Annotated in this window: 20 protein-coding genes; 7 read left to right on the top strand and 13 right to left on the bottom strand. The window is 52.3% G+C overall.

What is annotated here, in order from left to right; translation table 11 throughout:
* Nucleotides 1-173: 173 nt before the first annotated feature.
* The 4 genes from CKV68_RS02730 to CKV68_RS11410 all read left to right on the top strand — a co-directional run bounded on the left by CKV68_RS02730 (nucleotide 174) and on the right by CKV68_RS11410 (nucleotide 3,713).
* Nucleotides 174-1,532, top strand: coding sequence for a 3'-5' exonuclease (locus tag CKV68_RS02730; protein ID WP_038622051.1), 1,359 nt, complete (start codon nucleotides 174-176; stop codon nucleotides 1,530-1,532).
* Between the two features lie 147 nt (nucleotides 1,533-1,679).
* Nucleotides 1,680-2,315 carry a glycogen debranching protein gene (locus tag CKV68_RS02735; protein WP_095075549.1) on the top strand — a complete coding sequence of 212 codons (636 nt, stop codon included), beginning with the start codon at nucleotides 1,680-1,682 and terminating at the stop codon, nucleotides 2,313-2,315.
* A 143-nt stretch (nucleotides 2,316-2,458) separates the two neighbouring features.
* Complete coding sequence (locus CKV68_RS02740; RefSeq protein ID WP_095075550.1) at nucleotides 2,459-3,502, top strand: GTP pyrophosphokinase; 1,044 nt, start codon at nucleotides 2,459-2,461, stop codon at nucleotides 3,500-3,502.
* A gap of 85 nt (nucleotides 3,503-3,587) precedes the next feature.
* A complete protein-coding gene (locus tag CKV68_RS11410; protein ID WP_014836579.1) occupies nucleotides 3,588-3,713 on the top strand; it encodes a hypothetical protein in 126 nt (41 codons plus the stop codon).
* 66 nt (nucleotides 3,714-3,779) lie between these two features.
* Here the strand turns inward: CKV68_RS11410 and CKV68_RS02745 are convergent, their stop codons facing one another.
* The 5 genes from CKV68_RS02745 to dnaE all read right to left on the bottom strand — a co-directional run bounded on the left by CKV68_RS02745 (nucleotide 3,780) and on the right by dnaE (nucleotide 10,134).
* The gene (locus tag CKV68_RS02745; protein ID WP_013911843.1) at nucleotides 3,780-4,154 is read right to left on the bottom strand and encodes an RNA-binding S4 domain-containing protein; all 375 of its coding nucleotides are present in this window, start codon (nucleotides 4,152-4,154) and stop codon (nucleotides 3,780-3,782) included.
* 43 nt (nucleotides 4,155-4,197) lie between these two features.
* Nucleotides 4,198-4,431, bottom strand: a complete 234-nt coding sequence (locus CKV68_RS02750) for a hypothetical protein (RefSeq protein ID WP_013911844.1) — start codon at nucleotides 4,429-4,431, stop codon at nucleotides 4,198-4,200.
* Between the two features lie 37 nt (nucleotides 4,432-4,468).
* Nucleotides 4,469-5,104 carry a YigZ family protein gene (locus tag CKV68_RS02755; RefSeq protein ID WP_014836580.1) on the bottom strand — a complete coding sequence of 212 codons (636 nt, stop codon included), beginning with the start codon at nucleotides 5,102-5,104 and terminating at the stop codon, nucleotides 4,469-4,471.
* Between the two features lie 60 nt (nucleotides 5,105-5,164).
* Nucleotides 5,165-6,469, bottom strand: a complete 1,305-nt coding sequence (ilvA, locus tag CKV68_RS02760) for a threonine ammonia-lyase IlvA (protein WP_014836581.1) — start codon at nucleotides 6,467-6,469, stop codon at nucleotides 5,165-5,167.
* Between the two features lie 104 nt (nucleotides 6,470-6,573).
* The gene (gene dnaE / locus CKV68_RS02765) at nucleotides 6,574-10,134 is read right to left on the bottom strand and encodes a DNA polymerase III subunit alpha (protein WP_013911847.1); all 3,561 of its coding nucleotides are present in this window, start codon (nucleotides 10,132-10,134) and stop codon (nucleotides 6,574-6,576) included.
* A gap of 194 nt (nucleotides 10,135-10,328) precedes the next feature.
* Between dnaE and rarD the strand changes: the two genes are divergently transcribed.
* On the top strand, nucleotides 10,329-11,213 hold the full coding sequence (rarD, locus tag CKV68_RS02770) for an EamA family transporter RarD (RefSeq protein ID WP_095075551.1): 885 nt from the start codon (nucleotides 10,329-10,331) through the stop codon (nucleotides 11,211-11,213).
* Here rarD and CKV68_RS02775 read toward each other — a convergent pair.
* The 3 genes from CKV68_RS02775 to lspA all read right to left on the bottom strand — a co-directional run bounded on the left by CKV68_RS02775 (nucleotide 11,210) and on the right by lspA (nucleotide 13,229).
* Nucleotides 11,210-11,749 (bottom strand): hypothetical protein, encoded by a 540-nt coding sequence (locus CKV68_RS02775; protein ID WP_095075552.1) that lies wholly within the window; start codon nucleotides 11,747-11,749, stop codon nucleotides 11,210-11,212. The two genes, rarD and CKV68_RS02775, sit on opposite strands and share 4 nt — an antisense overlap.
* A gap of 72 nt (nucleotides 11,750-11,821) precedes the next feature.
* Nucleotides 11,822-12,745, bottom strand: coding sequence for an RluA family pseudouridine synthase (locus CKV68_RS02780; protein WP_013911850.1), 924 nt, complete (start codon nucleotides 12,743-12,745; stop codon nucleotides 11,822-11,824).
* Nucleotides 12,738-13,229 (bottom strand): signal peptidase II, encoded by a 492-nt coding sequence (lspA, locus tag CKV68_RS02785; RefSeq protein WP_014526000.1) that lies wholly within the window; start codon nucleotides 13,227-13,229, stop codon nucleotides 12,738-12,740. The genes CKV68_RS02780 and lspA overlap by 8 nt, the downstream gene beginning before the upstream one ends.
* Before the next feature lie 137 nt (nucleotides 13,230-13,366).
* Between lspA and CKV68_RS02790 the strand changes: the two genes are divergently transcribed.
* Entirely contained in the window at nucleotides 13,367-14,365 is a 999-nt protein-coding gene (locus CKV68_RS02790) for a hypothetical protein (RefSeq protein ID WP_095075554.1), read from the top strand.
* Nucleotides 14,366-14,457: 92 nt separating this feature from the next.
* Here CKV68_RS02790 and CKV68_RS02795 read toward each other — a convergent pair whose 3' ends face one another.
* Nucleotides 14,458-15,060, bottom strand: a complete 603-nt coding sequence (locus tag CKV68_RS02795) for a WKL family lipoprotein (RefSeq protein WP_013911853.1) — start codon at nucleotides 15,058-15,060, stop codon at nucleotides 14,458-14,460.
* Between the two features lie 388 nt (nucleotides 15,061-15,448).
* Here CKV68_RS02795 and CKV68_RS02800 point away from each other — a divergent pair, with 388 nt between their 5' ends.
* On the top strand, nucleotides 15,449-16,390 hold the full coding sequence (locus tag CKV68_RS02800; RefSeq protein WP_014836588.1) for an asparaginase: 942 nt from the start codon (nucleotides 15,449-15,451) through the stop codon (nucleotides 16,388-16,390).
* On the opposite strand, the gene CKV68_RS02805 is transcribed toward CKV68_RS02800, so the two are convergent.
* From CKV68_RS02805 to CKV68_RS02820, 4 genes are all read right to left on the bottom strand, one after another.
* A complete protein-coding gene (locus CKV68_RS02805) occupies nucleotides 16,387-17,781 on the bottom strand; it encodes a DNA polymerase IV (protein ID WP_029974289.1) in 1,395 nt (464 codons plus the stop codon). The genes CKV68_RS02800 and CKV68_RS02805 overlap by 4 nt on opposite strands.
* A 135-nt stretch (nucleotides 17,782-17,916) precedes the next feature.
* Nucleotides 17,917-21,078 (bottom strand): isoleucine--tRNA ligase, encoded by a 3,162-nt coding sequence (gene ileS / locus CKV68_RS02810; RefSeq protein ID WP_095075555.1) that lies wholly within the window; start codon nucleotides 21,076-21,078, stop codon nucleotides 17,917-17,919.
* Between the two features lie 375 nt (nucleotides 21,079-21,453).
* On the bottom strand, nucleotides 21,454-21,642 hold the full coding sequence (locus CKV68_RS02815) for a hypothetical protein (protein ID WP_013911857.1): 189 nt from the start codon (nucleotides 21,640-21,642) through the stop codon (nucleotides 21,454-21,456).
* Nucleotides 21,643-21,741: 99 nt separating this feature from the next.
* On the bottom strand, nucleotides 21,742-22,758 hold the full coding sequence (locus CKV68_RS02820) for a DivIVA domain-containing protein (protein ID WP_013911858.1): 1,017 nt from the start codon (nucleotides 22,756-22,758) through the stop codon (nucleotides 21,742-21,744).
* Nucleotides 22,759-22,844 lie beyond the last annotated feature (86 nt).

Raw genomic sequence — 22,844 nt, forward strand, 5'->3', positions numbered from 1 at the left:
AAAGTTTCTCTCACCCGCTAAGCTTCCAGGGAAAGCCCTCACGTACACATAGGTGAGGTTGCTGGCATAGTCGCCGGAGGTTATCTTCATGCAAGAACATCGGCCAGTAGGTTTGCACAAGCAAACGCATAACTGAGGTTTGAAAGCACTCGTATTAAAGGAGTTTTATCACCATGGCAGATGCGATTCACGCGCACGGTGCTACTGTCCTCGTCGATATCGACCAGGTCGCCATCAAACCATCGTTGTTGCAGACCGCATTAGCCGCAGAGCCTAAAGTTATCCCCTTAACTAACATCGATTCCGTATCGTCCATAAAGCTTTCCGACGGATACGACTGCGGGATAGTGAGCATTAGCTCTGATTCCCATTCGCTACGAGTAGAGTTCAGTCCTAACCAAGCCGACGAACAACAAGCCCTCATAACTGCCGTCACCGCCGCGCTCAATGGTCAAGCCCCGGCACACCGAGCAGTCCCAGGTCTAGATTTCGCTGCTGTCGATGTAGAAACAGCCAACGACGATTGGGGGTCGATCTGCCAGATTGGTGTGGTCAAGGTCAAAGATGGAGTCATCACGGATAAGCGTGAATGGCTCTGTCAACCGCCTGCGGCGATCAATCATTTTGCATCAGCGAATATCGCTATCCACGGTATCCGCCCAGATGATGTCGCAACAGCCCAGCCTTTTTCTGAGTGTTTTGCTGAAATGCTCAGCTTTACGGGAGATCTTCCTCTCGCAGCGCATAACGCACAGTTTGATATGACGGCGTTTTTCCGTGCTGCCCAGGCGGATAACGTGGCTCTGCCCACTGTTTCTTTTGGGTGCTCACTTGCGCTATCGCGTGCGGCTAATTTAGGTACGCCCAATCACAAGCTTCCTACCGTCGCCAAGCATCTCAATGTGGATTTAACCAATCATCATAATGCCACTGCAGACGCAGCTGCTTGCGCGGGAATTATCATAAATCTCGTGCAAAAAGCTGATGTTCAAGGGAGCTTTGCCGACGTGTGCGCGGCCCTTGGTTTCTCTCAAGGCCAGCTCTCTGCTCAACGCGTGTATCCGGTGCTTAAGAAAAAGCCTTCTTCTCTCGTAGAATCCGCAGCCGCAACCGCCGCAACTCCACCACCACTGGAGAAAGTACAAGCTCCTGCAAAAGCTACTGGTTCTCAGCCACGAAAGGCAGCTGCGCCATGGGCAAAAGCTGCAACGCCTGAGGTGATACCCGAAGCCAATTCAGATGCAGATCCCCACGGCAGACTCTTCCAACAAAATGTCACGCTCACTGGCGATTTCGAGCCTTTTGATAAAGGAAAACTCTGGGATGGCATCGCTGAACAAGGAGGAACAATCGGCAAAAACGTGACCAAGAAAACGACCATTCTTGTCTGTGGCCCTTGGGCTTCTAAAACATCCAAGCAAAAACGCGCTGAAGAGCTCATAGCCAAAGGACAAAATATTCAAATCTGGACGGCTGAGGATCTCTTTGCTCAGCTCGGATTAGACGTCGCAGACGAACAACCCCCGTTCTAGACGTTGTCTTGTTTACCCCCTTCCATCTAGGGGTACGCCATAAGGTATAGGGAACCACTCCCCCTGCGTATTACGTCGAATCACACAAAGCGCTTAAAAATATCGGGCTTATGTCTACGGTATACATTCTGTGTGTCAGGGGGTCTTATGACAACGAGTATGGTTTCGAAACCGCAAAAACTGCATCTTCCATCTAGCTTCTCGAATGTTCCGGTTCGCACTGTCTCGCTGCACTTAACTCGGAGTCCTAACAATTCAGAGACCTTGTCGTATGAGATGTTTAGCCCATATTTCGATCGGGCTCCTGCCGTTATCGCGTTATCCTCCGGGTTATCTGCGAGTTTAAGATGCAACGGTCAGCTGCTGCGACAGGGATCATTGCACTCGTTGGGAAAAACAACCCGACAACTATGGAATGATGCTGCTACCAATCTCATGGAAACAGCCCGCACACCACGCGGCATAGCGATTCACACGCGAGAGCTATCTCGACTCGTGCAGCAACCGACCGTGGGACTTCACATAGCTGCTGGTAAAGGGCCAGCTTCTAGTTGGCTGGCGCACCCTCGCACTTTTACTCTGATTCATCAATACATCAGCACGCAATTCAACGAAGAGCCCGTCTTCTTCTGCCCCACGTCCAAGATTCTGATTGCAGTACCTTTCAGCCAAAAGTGCCCAAAGCTTGCAACATGGCTCACTACTTTTGAGCACCCTCTGGAACAAGGCGGGGTCTTATATTCTTCAGGCTTTCCTGCACACATCAACCACTTTACGGCTTAGCTGCGATTTCAAAACAGAATGTGATGTTATAAAACCAAGGGATCTAGCTACCTGCTAAGGTAAATCGCCGGCCACTACACCGCCTGCATAATCTGCCACGCATTATCGCCTCACATGAGACCAGAGGAAGGAACTCGTAACGCATGCCTAACAAGTTCATCTCAAAACTCAGTGCGCGATACCGAGAGTTCACTGATCAGCACCCGCACGCGGAAGCAGACTTTCGGGAAGCTTTTGAAGAAGTGCTTGCAGACGCCGGCCTTACCTACGATCGCGTGAGTGTTCGCCTTAAAGAATGGCAGTCATTGCGAACAAAAGCACGCAAGAAAAAGCCCAACGGTCACCTTATCTATCCAGACCCTTGGGTCGATATCCACGATGTGATCGGTGTCCGGATCACCACACTTCATTCGACTGAGATCCCCCAAATTATTGAAGCCCTCGCGGACGTCTTCATCGTACTCCGATCCGTGGATAAGGCTGCACAAACAAAAGTCTCTGGCAGCTTTGGTTATGGTTCTCATCACCTGATTTTGGAAGTCGACCATAGAATCGAAGATCTTGCTAGCTACCACGGCTTTGTTTTTGAAGTCCAAATCCGGACAGTACTGCAACATGCATGGGCAGAATTCGAGCATGATGTTCGCTACAAGCGGTCTGGCGGTTTAGATCCTCAAGTGGATAGGGCCTTCACCCTTGCAGCTGGGCTCATTGAACTGGCTGACCAACAATTTGATCAAATCGCCGCTATCCAGGATCCGGGCCACCATCACAGCACTGACCTTGATGTTGAATTAAGCGCTGAGACTTTACCCGGTGTCATCGCCATGCTGGTAGGAAACCGCTTCCCGCAATCGCGCATCGAAGACTACCGATGGCTGGAAGAATTGCTTTTTGCTCACGGTATTACTACTGCGACAAAGCTACGAGATCTTCTCAATGACGCCGATATAGACGCTGTACGACGCGCATTAAACTATCAATTCCAACCTGGTCAGGTGCGAATCATCGACGACCTGCTGCTACGCAGATACCACGATGAGCATATTAATGCGACTGGAAAGAGCGGGAAATACCCGCGCCAACGCGGGCCCCGCTTACGCAAGCGACTCCACGCAATGCAGACAGCAAATATCCTGGATAAAACAGAACCTCGCAGCAAGACTGAGCTTGCACCTCATAGTTGACATGAGTGCTCAGGCACGTAGGCTGGCTTATGTACAATGCTGCTTTATAGACAGCCGCAACAATGGAACCTTAGGAGTTTTCCTCATGGGCACATCGATCATTACCCATTTTCCGCTTCTCGCAGATTTTATTTCCGTTTGGGCGTTATCGATCGCCGATTTCTTCCGCCCACTGGGGATCAATTTCCCGCTTCCTAACTGGGGATTCTAGTTAGTGAGTAGAAGGGGTGTTGGAAACATAGTTTTTCAACACCCCTTCTACGTTATTGAGCACACATTATATGCGCCCTTGCAAACGGTCGATTTCACGCCGTTCTTTCTTGGTGGGACGCCCCGCGCCCCGATCGCGCCGAGGCATCGACATAAGAATTTCTTTGGGTGGAGGTGGCGGAGAATGATCCACATAGCAGTTGCGGGCAAGAGCCGCCCCCACCCGTTTACGAATCAACTCTTTGACCTCAACATCGTATTCACGATGATCTACCCACACTCGAACACGATCCCCCGGCACCACCGACTGTGATGGTTTTACTGCAGATCCGTTGAGCTTGATGTGGCCAGCTTTACAAGCCTCAGAGGCAAGAGACCGAGTTTTTATCAGCCGTACTGCCCACACCCATGCGTCGATACGCACTGGCTTGCCGTCGCTCACGTGCTTGTCCTGTCCTTAGTCTGCGGATGCCTACGGAGATTGTTTAGTAGTTGTCCTTATGATTCACGATCTTTTGTACCTTAGACCAGTTGGTCCAGCCGCCAACTACTGCGACGATGAGTCCCACGATTAAAAGAAACGTAGAGGACGTAAGGACAAAAAGCGCGAGACCACCAGCAACACCGCCGACAACGCTTACTGCAGCATTACGGGTGTACTTACGCACATCTTGTTTACGTTGTTCAATCGAGTTATAAGGACGAGGTTGCATAGTCATGTTTTAAGATTCTACAAAGGTTCAGCGAAATAGCCCACTAATTCGGGCGTTCAATCCATGCGATGCCAGCGTCGCAAAGCCGCGCTCCGCCCTGTGTCAACGAGGCCAGCAAGTTCTCAAGGAATTCCCGCTGGCCAGGCTCCACAGCTAATGTGAATGTCACGCGGTGGGAATACTGAGTGTCTACGACTGTCACGTGTCGCGCGCGTAGCTCAGCTTCAAGACGTCCGGCATCCGCGTGGTTGAAATCAACAGAATAAAGCTCTTGCTTATGGCGTTGCACAGTTGTCACCTGGGGCAAGCAGTCAGATACAGCACCAGAATAAGCATGAACCAAGCCTCCGGCGCCTAGCTTTGTGCCACCGAAATACCTCACAACCACCGCAGCAATATCAAGGATTCCACTCCCCCGCAGTACATCAAGCATGGGGGTTCCCGCAGTCCCTGATGGTTCGCCGTCATCGCTTGAGCGCTCTACGGGATTAGCTCCCTCGACATGATAGATATACGCGCTGCAGTGGTGGCGTGCATCGGGAAATCGCTTTTTTACGTCAGCAATAAAATCTCGTGCTTCCTCTTCAGAAACAACCCGTCGAATAAAAGTGATGAATCGAGACCGCTTAATGTCAATCTCAGTGGAGAATTCCTGACGATCCACCGGCCGAATGTACATCAAAGCTGCCTCTCAACTCTTATTATCGATCGCGACATACTGACCCGAAGCTAGGGCGTTTTACAAACTCACCAAGTATCCATATTCTGCGGTGCCAGGCTCAAGCCGACGGCACTCGATCCGAGAAGAATCCATCCGTTCCAAGAGACCTTTGAGATCGCTCGCGTGTCCCAGCTGCAGACCGACCAGCGCAGTGCCAGTCTCACGGTTATTCCGCTTCAAATATTCAAACAGCGTGATGTCATCATCTGGCCCCAGAATATCGCTGAGGAAAGATCGCAATTGACCAGGCTCCTGCGGGAAATTCACTAGGAAATAGTGTTTCAACCCACGGTGTACCAGAGAGCGCTCCATGATCTCGCTATAACGCAAAACATCGTTATTGCCTCCAGAAATCACGCATACTACTACCTGACCTTTAGGAAAATTCAGGTGTTTTAAGGCCGTCACAGATAAGGCCCCGGCAGGTTCTGCAATGATTCCCTCGTTTTGATAGAGGTCCAACATCTCCGTGCACACAGCCCCCTCGTTTACATGCAGGGGATGCAACCTCCCAAGATTTGCCTCGATGATCTGATAGTTAAGATCACCGATGCGTTTCACCGCGGCACCATCGACAAACGGATCCACTGTTTCCAGGGACACAGGCCCCTCATTTTCTAGCGCCGCGGCCATCGACGCGGCGTGTTCTGGTTCTACTCCGACCACAGCAGTACGAGGCGCCATATCCGCAACATAGCTCAGTATTCCAGAAAGAAGTCCGCCCCCACCGACTGGGACCACTATAGAGTCAAGCGATTTACCAAGGCTTGTCAGCTGGGCAAGGACTTCCGCTGCCACGGTTCCTTGACCTATCACGGTGTCTCGATTATCAAAGGGCTCCACCATTGTTGCCCCGGTTTCACCTGAATAAGCGCGAGCAGCTGCAGCGGCTTCATCGAAGTTAGCTCCGGTAACCACGAGCTCCACTGATTCTCCGCCATGAACCAGAATACGGTCGCGCTTTTGTTTAGGCGTTGCTGCGGGGACATAGATACGGCCCTTGATCCCCATCGTCCGGCAAGCAAATGCTACTCCCTGCGCGTGATTGCCTGCCGACGCCGCCACGATTCCTGCCGCGCGCTGGGCGTCGGAAAGCTGCGAGATTGCATTCACCGCTCCCCGAATCTTATACGACCGGACATCTTGGAGATCCTCCCGCTTAAGGTATACCTCCGCACCTGTGGCTTGGGACAGACGTGGGCAATACTGCAACGGAGTCGGAGCAATAGAAGCAGAAATTCGCGCTTGTGCCATCTGAATATCGGCTGCATGAACCTCATGGCTAGCACTGTTTGCGATCTGCTTCTTGTCCGATGTAGTCATGAGGACACAGTTTAGACGGTTATCTCAAGCGATTTTTAATTGAGATAACAATTGGGGTGCACGCAAGCCATGTTCTCCTGGCTTTCACCCCAATCATCGTTCTTTTATCCAAGGATTCCCGGCCCCATCGTGGCCTTCAGATCGCCCATTAAGCTTGCTGTGCGATTAACTCGTAAATGCTCCCCAAGAATCATCACAGTGGCCTCATCACCATGGACGATGTTGAGGTACACATCAGAATCGCCCTTGTTATTAGCCAGTACGTCTTTTAGACGTGCAATGTTTGCCATGGTGCATTGCTCTGTACGCATGGTCAATCGGAGAGGAAGCCCAGCACCATTGCCAGGGCCGAGATCAGGCACTTTGAGATCATCGCAGAAAAGGGACATACGATCATCACGGATTGAGATGTGCGCCTTGGCCAGGATGATGTTGTCTTCTACGATCTGGGGTCCAACTATCGCATAGATCTTGTTAAACACCAGCAGGTCTACCTGGGCACCATGGTGATCCTCAATGGTTACGATCGCCCACGGAGAGCCATCTTTTTTAGAGTAACGACGATCAACGCTCGAAATAATGCCGCCGATTTGTACCTCTGCACCGTTGCGCAGCTCCCCGGCAAGGATCGTTGTCAGCGGTGTATCTGTCTGAGCTTCTAGTGCTTCCTCGTATCCATCAAGCGGATGCCCAGAAACATACAGTCCAAGCATCTCTCGTTCTAGGGCGAGCTGGTGCTTTCTATCCCATTGCGCTTCTGGAATCTGCACGGCAAAAGCGTTGCTCATTGAGTCGTCATCGCCACCGAACCCGGCAAAGAGGTCAAATTGCCCTTTGTCCGCCGCTTTTTTAGTGCTAATGACGGAATCAACTGCATCCTCGTGGATCAGCAACAAGCCTTTCCTCGGGTGCCCCAAGGAATCAAAAGCACCAGCCTTGATCAACGATTCTGTCACGCGTTTATTGCACGCAACGGTATCGATTTTGTCCAGATAATCCGAAAAATCCGAGAAGTTGCCTTTTTCCTGACGCGCTTTAACGATCGAATTAACTACGTCCTCTCCAACGTTACGCACAGCTCCCAAACCAAAGCGGATATCGTTTCCTACTGGCAGGAAGTTCAAACGAGACTCGTTAACGTCCGGTGAGAGCACCGATATGCCCAGGTGCCTACAGTTAGATAGATAAATGGCAGACTTGTCTTTTTTATCCGCAACAGAGGTCAGTAGCGCCGCCATGTACTCAGCCGTGTAGTTGGCTTTCAGATACGCAGTCCAATAAGAAACCAGGCCATACCCTGCGGCGTGGGATTTATTGAACGCGTAGGATGCGAAGGGTTCAATGGTGCCCCACAGTGCATCCACAGCGTCCTTGGAATACCCATTGGATAGCATTCCCTCTAAGAATTTGTCGTATTGCTTAGCCAATACTTCAGGCTGCTTCTTGCCCATCGCTTTACGGAACCCATCGGCTTCACCAGCTGTGTAATTAGCTACTTTTTGGGAAATACGCATGATCTGCTCTTGATAAACGATGAGGCCATAAGTCTCATCAAGAATCTCGCGCAGCGGCTCGTCAAGCTCAGGGTGAATGGGTTCAATGGGTTTACGGCCATTCTTGCGGTCAGCATAATCCCAGTGCGCATTCACACCCATGGGTCCTGGACGATACAGAGCCAAAGACGCCACGATGTCGTGGAAGCCCGTGGGCTGCATTCGTTTGAGTAGTTCTTGCATGCCGCCCGAGTCGAGCTGGAAAACACCGAGCGTATCGCCACTGGACAGCAGTTCATACACCTTGGGGTCATCCGTGGCTAGTTCCTCAAGATCAATTGTCTCTTTCCGGTTAATCTTGATGTTCTCGATGCAGTCACCGATAACAGTAAGGTTACGCAGCCCCAAGAAGTCCATCTTCAGCAGACCAATAGCCTCACAGGCAGGATACGGCCATCCTGTAATGAGCGCCCCATCTGCAGCACGCTTCCACATCGGAATATGCTCCAACAACGGCACGCTGGCCATAATCACAGCACAAGCATGGACACCCGCTTGGCGCACTACGCCTTCTAGTCCACGAGCAGTGTCATAGATTTTTTTAACGTCGGGGTCTGTCTCGATGAGGTTTCGGACTTCCCCAGCTTCCCCGTACCGGGGATGCTCGGGATCCATAATCCCGGATAGCGGAATGTCCTTAGCCATAATCGCGGGAGGAAGCTCTTTAGTAATGCGATCAGCGATCTGATAACCAGGCTGACCGTACTGCACACGAGCCGAGTCTTTGAGCGCCTGTTTGGTTTTCACCGTTCCAAAGGTGATCACCTGAGCGATCTTGTCTTCTCCCCAGCGATCCGCAGCGTAACGGATCATTTCGCCGCGACGACGATCATCGAAGTCGATATCGATATCGGGTGCGGAAGGTCGCTCCGGGTTCAAGAACCTCTCAAACAGGAGGTCATGCTCCATCGGATCAATATTGGTAATGGTCAACGCATATGCCACCAAAGCGCCTGCAGCAGAACCACGACCGGGCCCCACTCGGATACCGATGGATCGAGCATGCTTGATCAGCTCGGCAACGATGAGGAAGTAGGAAGGGTAACCCTTCATATCAATCACTGAAATCTCGTATTCCGCACGATCAATATAAGATTGCGGAACCTCTCCGCCGTTAAAGCGAACGCGTAGGCCTTCCAGAACCTCATGACGCAACCAAGACGTCGGCGTATGCCCCTCTGGAACGTCTGCGATGGGCATACGGTCGTGGGTATGCTCCTCCCAAATCTCCCCGTAATCTTGGACTCTCTCTGCAATCCACAAAGTGTTGTCACAGGCCTCAGGCACAAGAGAGTCCCACATCTCCCGCATCTGCTCTGCAGTCTTGATGTAATAGCCAGACCCGTCAAACTTGAATCGGTCGGGATCGCTCAACGTCTTTCCGGTCTGCACGCACAACATGGCCTCATGCGCCTGCGCCTGAGACTCCAAAACATAGTGGCAGTCGTTGGTCACCAACGGTGGAAGATCAAGTTTCCGTCCGATTTCTAGCAGCTCCGAACGAACCCTATTCTCAATCTCCAGACCATGGTCCATGAGCTCCAAAAAATAATTTTCTTTGCCATAAATGTCCTGCCACATGGCGGCGGCCTCAAGCGCCTGATCGAATTGCCCTAGGCGCAAACGAGTCTGCACGTCTCCGGAGGGACAGCCTGTGGTTGCGATAATGCCAGAGGCGTGCTCGGCTATCAGATCTGCGTCCATGCGTGGCCACTTACCCAGCTGCCCTTCATACGATGCCATCGACGACAGATAGAAGAGATTGCGGAGGCCTTCGGCGTTTTCCGCCAGCATAGTTTGGTGCAGATACGCGCCGGAGGCTGAGACATCATCGGACTTCTGATGCGGCTCGCCCCACCGAACCCTTGTTTTATTGAATCGAGAATCCGGAGCCATATACGCCTCGATACCAATAATTGGTTTTACTCCGGCTTTCTTCATAGTTCGGTAAAAGGCATCCGATCCGAACATATTGCCGTGGTCTGTCATTCCCACAGCTGGCATACCCTGCCTCACGACTTCGTCGGCAAGCATATCCACTTTCGCCATGCCGTCAAGCATCGAATACTCAGTGTGATTGTGCAGATGTACGAAAGAGGATTTCTTGGCCATAGCCAGTCAGTGTAGCGCCTTGTTATTTAAATCGCCTCATGCCAGTTCAGGGGATATTTTAGGGGCCACACCACATTCGCTATTGAATTTTAATTTCAATAGCGGTGTTCCGGTTTCGCTTCCCAACCCTCAACTGGGTCCGCTATCGGCGCTATCGAGTGCGTCCAGCCAATAAGAAAGGTTAGGATTCCTCCATGCTCTATGGCTTCTTGGCGTATCTCTTGTGGGGACTCTTCCCCGCGTACTTCCCACTGCTTCTCCCCGCGGCCCCTGTGGAAATTATCGCCCACCGTATCATCTGGACCGGAGTTGTCATGGGCATTGTCATCACAGTTACCAAAAAATGGCGCGAATTACGCAACGCACGTGTATCCACGTGGTCACGCGTTGCGCTTGCGGCAGTACTCATCGCCGCTAACTGGCTGATTTATGTCATCGCCGTCAATTCCCAGCACGTCGCCGACGCAGCCCTCGGGTATTTTATTAACCCATTAGTAAGTGTTCTCCTCGGCGTCGTCTTCTTAGCGGAACGTCTAAGAAAGCTTCAAACTCTGAGCGTAATAATTGCTACCATCGCCGTTCTTTTACTCAGCATCGTGGGAGGACACGTTCCCGTTATCTCTTTGCTTTTGGCAGCATCCTTTGGGTTCTACGGGCTAGTAAAAAAGGGACTATCTTTGTCACCTTCAGCATCACTAACAGCAGAAACTCTCATTCTTATGCCAGTAGCACTGGCATATGTTGGCTATCTTGAATCGACAGGAACCGGCACTTTCCTTTCCCACGGGCCAGTACATTCAACTTTGCTCATCAGCGCTGGATTAGTTACCGCGGTTCCATTGTTGCTTTTTGGCATTGCGGCAAAGCTGATTCCGCTTTCCACCATTGGCATGCTGCAGTATATGACCCCTACGTTCCAAATGCTGTGGGCGGTGTTTGTGGTCAACGAACAACTAGACACCATCCGATGGGTGGGGTTTGTAATCATTTGGATTTCGGTAGCTATCTACCTCACAGATCTCGCATTATGGCGAAGGAAAACTAAAAAGCTCTCGACGCCGACCACTACCCAGACCTAAAGGTTCACAGGGCGAATCCCGATACGCCCCCAAGCAGCATCAGGAGGCAAAGCCTCAACGGCCAAGACCTTCGATTCTTCTTGTAGTTTCTGCAACGGCTTCACGCTGTCATACACGACGACCGAACGAATATCGCCCTCGTCCGCACCCCGCATGACAATCTGCTGTGTGAGCACTGAAGCACGGTTAGCCCCCTGCGCCGGCTCAGGAAGGTCGATGGCTGTGGCACCACCAGTAACCACTGCATTAACCCTCTCGATACCCGATTTGTCCAGTACAGAACCTATTTCTGCTACGCTGAAATGCCCGCGGAAAGTCACTAGAGCAAATGCTTTTCCCTCAAAATCAGACAACGATTCCCGTGACCGAGAGACATAGTGGTCAAGACTCTCAGAATTTTCCATCCCCAACTGATCGCCGTTAATGTTCATCGGTTTGCTGGTCTTATCCGACTGCCCCAGAATCGCAATAACAGCCATGAGCGCAGCAATACTCACAAGCGCGATAACCATCCGGCCTTTATCCACTTGGTCCATTGCACAATTTTAACGCGCACATGAGCACTATGACTGCTCCTCTGAGACATGCGTGATTACAGCACGTAGCCGCTAATCTTCCCGCAATACATCAAGAGCGTGCTGTAGGTCATCAGAATATGGCGAGGTTATTTCCATCCATCGACCATCAGCAGGGTGATGAAAGCCGAGCGACACTGCATGAAGCCATTGCCTCACAAGACCTAGTCTCTCCGAAAGCTTGGGGTCACTCCCGTACATGGGGTCGCCACAACATGGGTGATGCAGCGCAGACATGTGCACACGAATTTGATGCGTACGTCCGGTCTCCAAATGGATCTTGAGCAGTGAAGCTTCCGCAAAAGCCTCCAGAGTCTCATAATGCGTCACCGCATGTTTTCCGTCGCTGGTCACAGCAAAACGCCAGCCTGCCGACGGATGCCTGCCGATCGGGGCATCGATAGTTCCTGTGAAAGGATCCATGTGTCCCTGAACTAACGCGTGATAGGTCTTAGACACCGTGCGCTCTTTGAAGGCTCGCTTAAGAACTGAATAACCACGCTCAGAGGCAGCGATCACCATGACACCAGACGTGCCGACGTCGAGACGCTGGACTATCCCCTTGCGTTCAGGAGGGCCCGAGGTAGAAATTCTAAAGCCTGCGGCTGCTAGACCACCGATAACAGTAGGGCCTTCCCACCCGAGTGTAGGATGCGCTGCCACTCCTACCGGTTTGTTAACTGCGATCAGATCATCATCGGAATATAGGATATCCATCCCCTCGACGAGTTCTTCACGAGGAGTAAGATCCTTTGTCTCCGGCAGCGTCACATCCAACCACTGTCCCTCGGCAATGCGGTCCGATTTTCCCACGGGGGTGGCATCGACAAGTACGTCACCAGCTGTAGCTAGATCTGCAGCGACCGTGCGCGAGATGCCAAGAAGTTTGGACAGGGCTGCGTCGATACGCATACCTGCCAACCCTTCAGGAACGGGGAGCGAACGATGCTCACGCATTGTCAATCACCTCGTCCTCGTTGCGTTGGAGTGACTGTGCTTCTCGTTTACTCTCTAACAAGATCGCTACAAAGAAAACAGCCACGCCGCACGTTATGGCGCTATCAGCCACGTTGAAAACCGCGAAGTCTCCAACGGAGATGAAATCTACAACGTGACCTACAAAAAACGCTGGCTCGCGGAATAAGCGGTCAATAAGGTTGCCCAGTGCGCCCCCGGCGATCATTGCCAAAGCCACGGCAGTCCAGCCATCGCGGATTTTTGGCGCATACCAAGCGATCCCGACAACAAAGATAAGTTGAATACAGGTAAAAAGCCACGTCGCATTTTCACCTAAAGAAAACGCTGCGCCTGGGTTGAACAGGAGGCGGAAACGGAACCAATCACCAATGAGTTTCAATGGCTGTCCGTCGCCAAGGAAATGCAATACTGCCGCTTTAGACGCCTGATCCACCGTCGCAATACCGATGATGATGGCAGCCATCGTAACGATGAATGTACGTTGATTATCGGTACCTATCGGGCCCCGCTGTCTCCTGTCTGTTCGATTCACGCCTTCTATCTTGGCAAATCCACCGGTGAAAGTTCCAACTGAACACACACGATCTGTACAGTGGACATGTGTTTGATCACCAAAATACTCCCCCCGTTGTCAGCGTATTCTCTTCCGATCAGCCGCAAAACAGGCACACGATCAAGCGCCCATTAGCTGTTTTCTTCTCTTGTCTCTTAGCCAGCGTCACCCTTGTGGCATGCAGTAATGAGAAATCTCCTGATATCCCCCCAGTTGAACGCGCAATCGGCCTAGAAGTAGATGCCCCGAGGATTACTATCCTTAATCCCGGTAATTCGGAGAGAAAAATTTACGAGTACCAAGACATACAGACTTCTCGCGATAATCCTCAAAAAATTGCAGTGAAAATCTCCGATGGTTTCCACCAAGAAGCCCGTAAGCACGGAACGTTTGACACCACAGCTCCTTCTGGCGGAGAAGTCCAGAGCTTAAGTTCTCCGGTTCAAGCAGCAGTAGAAAACGATAACGGAACACGTTCAGTATCAGTGACTTTTACAGACCCAAAGTATGACGATCTTGAAGCCGCAAAAGACGTAAACACTACAAAGGGCTTCCGTCTTGGCTGGTTTGCTAAAAAATCTGGTCAGGTATCTTCCATCAACATTGCAGCACCTGTCGATGCAACCGACGCTGGGCGCGCCATCGCCGAGCCTTTTCTGCTCAAGCTTGCATCCTTACCCGTTATTTTCCCCACGGAAGAAATTGGCGAAGGCGCTGTCTGGACGGTTGACTCGCGCGTCAACGGCCAGTCCGCACTGTTGCAAACGATGCGTTTTACCTTGGTACAAGCTCAGGAAGATTCCGTTGTGCTCGATGTGGATGTTCAACAACGCCCAGTGCTAGGAGCACTTGAGCACAACGGCACGTCTCTCGAGGTCCTCAGTTCTCACACAACCAGCAAAGGCCGTCTTACCGTCGATCTAAAGAATCCACTCCCCCTTGGCACGCTAGCCCTAACCACTCGGGTAGTCTACGGGCAACAGAATTCAGACCTTCGTATAATCCAAGACTCCACAAGCGCTCTAGAGTTCTCTCCCGCTCACTGATATGTAGAAGGGGAGCAAAAAGAACAATGCCATCACTATTCCGATGAAAGGTGACGGCATTGTTCTTTATTATTCAGCGTCGCGCAGTTTTTTTATTGTGCTGGCGCAGGCGCTGGAGCTTCTGGCGCTGGTGCTTCTGGTGCGGGTGCAGGTGCCTCTGGCGCAGGCGGTTGCGCTGCAGCGTCATGGCACATAGGAGGAACTTGCTCTGGAGCCACGGTGTTGGTGATCAAAGTACAAGCCCATGACTGGGAAAGTTTCCACATACCGTTGTCGTAGATGAACTCCACGTTCTCTGCTGGTTGTGCTTCTTTACCAGGCAGTGTGAAGTTCACCGTAGCCAGCACCGAGTTAGGAGTATAGCCGGGGAGAATCGGAGGAACCACGTGGAAGTCAGCTCCGGATTCCTGTTTGGATGCTGTCATGGTTTGGAACAGCTCAGGTGCGGTCTCTCCGCCTTGAACGGTTTTAACTTTTTCTTCTACTGGCGCATTGGGATCTGTTGCCACGGCCAGAATAGCGTTGAGATCCTCAGCAGAAGGAAGTTCTGCTGGCGCAGCCTCTGAGGCTGCAGATGAGGTGCTCTTGGACGCAGACGAGCTACTCGACGAGCCCTTGTCGTCGCTGGAACAAGCGGAAAGGGCAAGGCCCGCGCTTGCTGCGAGGGTAACTGCCACGATCTTCTTTAGCTTCACAAATACTCCTAGGTTCGGTTCGCCGTTTAGGCACTCACGCCAAGCCACAATCGTTTGCATTCTGCGGTCACAGAGCTTCCGATCGTATCCACTCGGGCATGAACCCTGCACTATAGCGGAATCGGCTACGGTAGGCAGAAGCTACTGCCCGTCACCGGTCCATCATGTGCGGGGACCTGCACAAAGTCACCAGAATTACATCCTGAGCGAAGCCACGCAGCCGCTTAATGCGAACCACATGCGTCACAAAGCATGCTCTCCTGGCTCCCCTGCGCGCATAGCGAACAAGGGTTGTATCTCATGAATGCTAGCGTCCATTGAAAAAAAACTCACGTCAACATGCTCATGTGAGCACAGCCACCTTCTGCGATATGGCAGTCTTAAGCACATGACCTCAGCTCATGAAGAACTTGGAAAAGTTGTCGTTCTCACCACAGGAGGAACTATCTCCTGCACGATGGACCCTAATGGCGCGCTTATCCCCACGGTTTCTGGCGAAGAATTGATCAAAGATATCGCGCCTCGTTTCAGCGGAAAACTAGAGATCGAGGTGCGCGAGCTTCATCGTCTCGATTCCGCATCGATGACGTTTGCAGATGTAGACGTCATAGTCTCTGAATCGCATAAGGCCCTGGCAGAACCCAATGTTATTGGCGTGGTGGTTACCCACGGTACAGACTCTATGGAGGAAACAGCCATAGCTCTGGACACATTCCACACCAGCCCGAACCCTATCGTTCTCACTGGTGCCCAGCTTCCTTTTGACCACCCCGAATCTGACGGGCAAGGCAATCTTTTCGAAGCAATTATGGTGGCGTGCGACACGTCCGCTCGCGACATCGGAGTTTTGGTTGTCTTTGGTCACGCGGTACTCCCAGCGCGCGGTTGCATGAAATGGCATACCTCCGATGCTCTCGCCTTTGCTACCAATGGCCCCGAAGAGCCATTGCGCGCAGATCCGGTCCAGCCTGCACAGCTTTCCGACGTCCGCATCGACATCATCCCCGCCTTCCCCGGCGCGCCAGCCACGCTTGTCGACGCCGCGATAAATGCCGGGAGCCAAGGGTTAGTGGTTGAGGCAATGGGTGCAGGAAATGTGGGTACAGAAATGGGAGTGGCACTCGGAGCTGCCCTCGACGCCGGAATACCCGTTGTGATAACAACTCGAGTTCCACGCGGTGAGGTCTTCGGCGCTTACGGCGGGGCTGGCGGAGGAGCAACCCTCGCAGCAAAAGGAGCAATCAGCTCAACGTATTTCCGGGCTGGCCAGGCGCGCGTATTGCTCGCCATTGCCGTGGCTACAGGTGTGCACCCTGCAACTCTTTTTTAAAAATCCGCTATATCCCAATCAAGGCTTGCTACAGGATCGGCGGGCTGCAACTCGGAATCCCCAATATCAAAAGTTCTCACTTTGCCGATCCCTGTAGTACGTGTTTCAAACCTTACGGTCACTTTTCCGTGCCCAATCCCTTGGATCCAACCGTGTCCCAGCTCAGGGTGCCAAACGTCTTGGGTTGCCCGCCACCGTGGGGATTCTTCTACAAGATCGTCTTGCTGAGCATCCTCTAGACCAGCTGACTGATGATCAGCATTTTCTGTGGACACTGCCCCGGATACTCCCACTTCAAAGTCAGAATCACGCTGGACAATCTCCCTGTCGATCTCCGGAAACAACACGTCTTGACGAGCCATTTCAAGTCCAGAGAGACTAACGCCCACAAGACGTATCGGACCCAGTTCATCCGGATAGCGCACCAGCCTCATTGCCGTTGCTAGAAACGTATCGTGGTCATCCGTAGCATATGGCAAGGTGGCTGATCTCGATTCTATGTGGAAGTCCGCCATACGGAGTTTCACCGTTACTGTCCGAGCGCCACGTCCGTCGTTCAGCAATCTCCTGTGAGCATCATCCGTGGCACGGCGCAGCGCATCATCAACCTGAGGAACATTGATGAGATCTTTCGGGTACGTGTGCTCTGCCGATATTTGCTTAGACTCAGCTCGTGGCGCTACTGGACGATCATCTATGCCCCGTGCCATCATCCACAGTGCTCGGCCGACCGTTGTTCCCAAGCTAATATCCACCTCCCGCTGCGTCATTGCGGCTAAGTCCCCGATTGTTTCCACGCCTAGCTGTTTGAGTTTTGTACGAGTTACCGGTCCTACACCCCACAATTCCCCTACAGGTAAGGGAAGAATCATCTCTTCATGTTTTTCTGGTGGAACGACAAAAACGCCATCTGGTTTAGCTTGGTCCGAACCTATCTTGGCAAATTGTTTTCCGCATCCCGCCCCCACAGAGGCTGGAAGCCCAACATCGTGCCGTATTATCCGGCGCAACTCATGCGCCCACTCCCTGACTTCTGCGGACGTTGCTCCCTGGAGTTCTTCCGGCTCCATAAAGCCCTCGTCCACAGAAACCTGCTCCACTAGCCCGCCCATAGAATGCAAAATCTCAAAAACCCGGTGTGAAGCCGCCCGGTAGACCTCAAAACGCGGGGCAACAATAACGCCACGGAAACCAACAAGTCTTTTTGCTTGGTACATCGGCATCGCGGAATGAGCCCCCAGTGCCCGAGCCTCATAAGAAGCCCCAGCAACGACTCCCCTGCCCGACACCCCTCCTACAAGAACTGGTCTATCGCGCAGCGTTGGTCGCGTCAACTGCTCACAAGATGCGAAAAAAGCATCCATATCTATGTGCAGTACCCAACGCCTCATACATACAAACATTAGTTCGATAGAACGTGCGTGTCGAATCTACAAAACATAAGTAAGCGCTGTGGACACCACCACGAGAAATATCCCGGACACGAAGGGTGTTCTGTGTCCGGGATATTTTCTTATGTTCTGGTGTTACTGAGTTTTTGCGACATCTGCGGTCACAGCTTCTATGACCTTATGCGCACCTTCTCCACCAACGGTTACGGTGAAAGCAGTAGCTAGCACTTCGCCAGCGATAAGTGCCGAATGGCGATCAGCCCACTCTTTCTTCTCCTCAGGAACAAAGAGCTCCACGGTGATGCGATCCGAGACTTCAAAGTTCGAAGCCTTACGAGCGTCCTGCAAACCACGGATGACATCCGCAGCCCAGCCTTCCGCTTCCAGGGCCTCGTCCACAGTCATATCTAGCACAACCAGACCCTCGACCCCATCTATCTGGGCCGTCGACTCTGGATCCGCAGCTACTAGGCGCTCAGTGAATTCATCAGCCTTCAGCTCGATACCATCCGCAACAACGACGTCACCAGAGCGCTCGTAATTACCAGATTTCACGGCTTTGATTACTCGCTGCACATCTTTACCCAGACGCGGTCCTGCGACCTTGGCATTGACCACCACATCAAAACGTCCAACGGCATCGACGTCAGAGGTAAGCACGACGTTCTTTACGTTGACCTCATCACGAATGATCGACGTAAACGGCTCCAAGCGCTGCGAATCGGGTAACGCAACCGTCACCTGAGGAAGCGGGAGGCGGTTACGCAGCTTGTGGGCCTTGCGCACCGAGCTAGTAGCAGAACATACGCCACGGATCTCATCCATCGCACGGACAAGGTCAGCATCTGCTGGGAAGTCCTCTGCCTTGGGGAAATCTGCCAAGTGCACTGAACGCTCACCAGTAAGCCCACGCCAGATCACCTCAGATGCCATTGGCAACAACGGTGCAGTGACGCGGGTCAAGGTCTCCAACACCGTAAACAAAGTGTTGAAGGCCTCTGGGTGCTGATCGTCACCCGCCCAGAAGCGCTCGCGCGAACGACGCACATACCAGTTGGTCAAAGCATCGCAGAACCAGCGAACCTCATCGCACGCTTGCGCAATATCGGTGTTATCGAGGGCTTCGCCGACGCCGCGGACGACGTCGTGAAGCTTTGCCAAGATGTACTTGTCCAAAACATCTGTGGAATCGACAGACCACTCGGCAGGTTTCGACGAATACAGCTGCAAGAAGGAGTAGGCGTTCCACATCGGCAAAAGCGCCTGGCGTACGCCCTCGCGGATGCCTTGCTCGGTGACTATTAAGTTACCGCCGCGCAGGATCGGCGAGCTCATGAGGAACCAACGCATAGCGTCAGAGCCATCGCGATCAAAGACCTCGTTCACATTGGGGTAATTCTGGCGAGACTTGGACATCTTTGTTCCGTCATCGCCAAGGACGATGCCATGCGCCACGACCTTTTTAAAGGCAGGACGATCAAAGAGCGCGGTAGCCAACACGTGCAGCGTGTAGAACCAACCACGAGTCTGGCCCGAGTACTCCACGATGAAGTCTGCCGGGGAATGGCTATCAAACCACTCTTTGTTCTCAAACGGATAATGCTTCTGGGCAAAAGGCATAGAGCCCGATTCAAACCAGCAATCCAAAACCTCAGGCACACGACGCATCATCGATTTTCCTGTTGGATCATCCGGGTTAGGACGCGTCAGCTCGTCGATAAACGGGCGGTGCAACGAAGTGGGACGCACACCAAAATCGCGTTCCAGCTCGTCCAAAGAACCATAAACATCCATACGCGGATAGTTTTCATCATCAGAAACCCACACCGGGATAGGCGAACCCCAGTAGCGGTTACGTGAGATATTCCAATCGCGAGCGCCTTCAAGCCACTTGCCAAACTGACCATCCCGGATGTGAGCAGGCATCCACTCGATGTCCTTGTTCAGCTCAACCATACGGTCACGGAACTTAGTCACCTCCACAAACCATGACGGCAACGCCATGTAGATAAGAGGTTCTCCGGAACGCCACGAATGCGGATAAGAGTGTTCAATCGTCTGGTGGCGCACAACCCTGGACGCTGCCTTGAGGTCAGCGATGATGTTCTTGTTGGCATCAAAAACCAAAAGACCCTCATACTCAGGGGCTAGCGACGTAAACTTTCCGTCCATATCCACCGGGATCACCGTGGGGATACCGTTGGCTTTGCAGGTGTTCATATCGTCTTCACCAAATGCAGGTGCCTGGTGAACAATTCCGGTGCCGTCTTCTGTGGTCACATATTCTGCGGCAAGAATCTGGAAAGCGTTGTCCGTATCCGCAAAGTAATCAAAGATCGGCTGATACTTTAGACCCACGAGGTCCGTACCCGGATGAACCGCCAATACCTCATGCTGTTCTCCAAGCTCCTTGGCATAAGCTCCCATAAGAGCCTCTGCCAGAAGAACGCGCTGGCCACGGATAGAATCGGCACCGTCCTCGCCTACTTTCACCTCAACGTAGTTCACGCCCGGGTTAACAGCGAGAGCCAAGTTGGAGGGCAATGTCCAAGGCGTCGTGGTCCATGCGAGCGCATAAGCACCAACGAGCGAGGTATCTGCTGACGCTCCATCGACGACCCCTGTGATGGGGAAAGTCACCGTAAGAGTCGGATCTTGTCGCATCTTGTAGGAATCGTCCAAACGCGTTTCCTGATTGGACAGCGGGGTGTGCTCAGCCCATGAATAGGGCAAGACTCGGAACCCTTGATAGATCAAACCTTTGTCATAGAGCTCCTTGAACGCCCACATAACAGACTCCATGAAATCTAGATCCATGGTTTTATAGCCGTTATCAAAGTCGACCCAGCGTGCCTGTCGAGTTACGTAATCTTTCCATTCCTGGGTGTATTCCAAAACAGACTTCGCACAATAGTCGTTAAAGGCCTCAAGACCCATCGACTCAATTTCGCCTTTGTCCTTGATGCCTAGCTGTTTTTCTGCCTCAAGCTCAGCGGGAAGTCCATGACAGTCCCAACCAAAAACACGCCCGACGAGTTTGCCCTTCATGGTCTGATAACGCGGAACGATGTCTTTGACATAGCCCGTCAGCAGGTGACCATAGTGAGGAAGGCCGTTAGCAAAGGGAGGGCCATCATAAAATACATACTCTGGAGAACCAGAACGCTGCTCTAAAGAAGCCTGGAATGTGTTATCTGAAGACCAAAAATTGAGAACTTCACGTTCCATGTCTGGGAAACGATTTGAACCACCAGACATGTCCACCTTGGGGTACACGCCGCCTACCGGATTCGACATAAAATCTCCTTCACTATCGCATTCGCTGCCGCAGGGACGCTATCTATAGCGCGGTACCACCCTGCTTGGAGCCCACAGGCTCCCGCTTCATTGTGAAGGAGATGACGGTCCTACCCGTCCGGTTCTACTCAGCATTCGCAACCATAAAGCCGATCATAAAACCACCGTAATCGGCGGATTACGCTTTGTATCTGCGTATCGCTTTTCTTCCGGAGGCTCCCCGGTGATTGCCGGATCAGTGCCTTGTAGCCGATTACTATACCTCATAAAATCAGGCACACGAACTCACTACCCACTATTCCCATACCAGGTCAGTAAAAGTTCACAGAATGTTTTTACATGACCGATAGAGTCTTGCAGGTCTAGGCCTTCGCGTTATCGTGCGGAATGTTTACCACCAGAGCTTCGCGTACGTCGTTTTTTAACCATATCTACAAACAGCAAGATCAAGCCTAAAACGACAGTTCCAAACAAGAGCCATTCCCAAATCTCGCCAGTGCTGCTAAGCGATAAAACGAGAAATACAAATCCTGCGATCGAAAGCACAATGGCAGCGATCAACATATTCAAGGCTCCTTGGAACACGTACTGATAGAGAAATCGTGGCCCTCCAGCTCATTAAGCTAGGGGCCACGTGAACATATGCGTCTATCGCGAAAAGCCTTAACGCTTCTCATCGGGCGCGGTGGTGCCACGGCTCTCAAGTTCTTCCAGCTGGCTCTGCAGCAGAGTCTTGAGTCGAGTACGGTATTCACGCTCGAAGGTGCGAAGCTCAGAGATTCGTTTCTCCAGCGCAGACTGCTGCTGCTGGACAGTCGCCATGATCTCTGTATGCTTGCGTTCCGCATCCGCCTGGAGCGCGTTTGCCTTGTCTTCAGCTTGGCGCACCTGTGCCTCAGCACGAGAGTTTGCCTCACTAAGAGTTTGCTCGGATTTCTTCTGAGCATCCTCGATCAAAGCACGGGAACGAGAATCAGCCTCTGCAAGCTGCTTGTCGGCCTTAGCGCGAGCGTCGGCAAGCGTTGCCCGCGCACGAACATCCGCATCCTGAATTTGGCGCTCAGAAGCGCTACGAGCCTCGTCCAGCATGGATTTGGAGTCGTTTTGAGCCTCAGAGGTAAGGCGATCCGCCATCTCCTGAGCTAGGCCAAGCACCTTAGCTGCCTGCATGTGGGTTTCTGCAGTAGCAAGTCCAGCGCCAGCACCTGCCGCAGCAAAAGCGGTCTTTGAAATGTCCAGCTTGGAGTTCGCCGCAGCAGCCTTAGCCTTGGCGGCCTCCTCATTAGCCTTCTTCGCATCAGCCTTTGCAGCTTCCAGCTCAGAACGCAAAGCAGCCATATCGGTCGAGGACTTATCGGAGTACTTGCGCGCGTCGGCTAGCTTGGCATCGTATTCAGCTTTGAGCTTGGATTCGATCTCACGACGAATCGCAGCCTCATCAACAGAGGGCTTAGCAAAAGAGGCAGAGGCCATAGCAGGCTTGGATATTCCGCCCTGTTTAGCTTCCGCCTTTAGTTCCTCTATCTGCTGACGCAGATCCTCGTTCTCTTCCTGAATCTCAGCGAGGGTGTCTTCTACCAGATCCAAGAACTGATCGACCTCGTCCTCGTTGTAGCCTCGCTTGCCGATTGGAGGCTTACTGAAAGCGACGTTGTGCACATCGGCTGGAGTCAGCGGCATGGAGCTCTTCCCTTCGAGATTTCTTCTGCGTCCAAGAACCTAATTCCTTGTTCGCGGGGGGGGTAACAATTCACATTAACTTACTT

The organism is Corynebacterium ulcerans, from assembly GCF_900187135.1.
In the GTDB taxonomy this organism is placed as follows: domain Bacteria; phylum Actinomycetota; class Actinomycetes; order Mycobacteriales; family Mycobacteriaceae; genus Corynebacterium; species Corynebacterium ulcerans.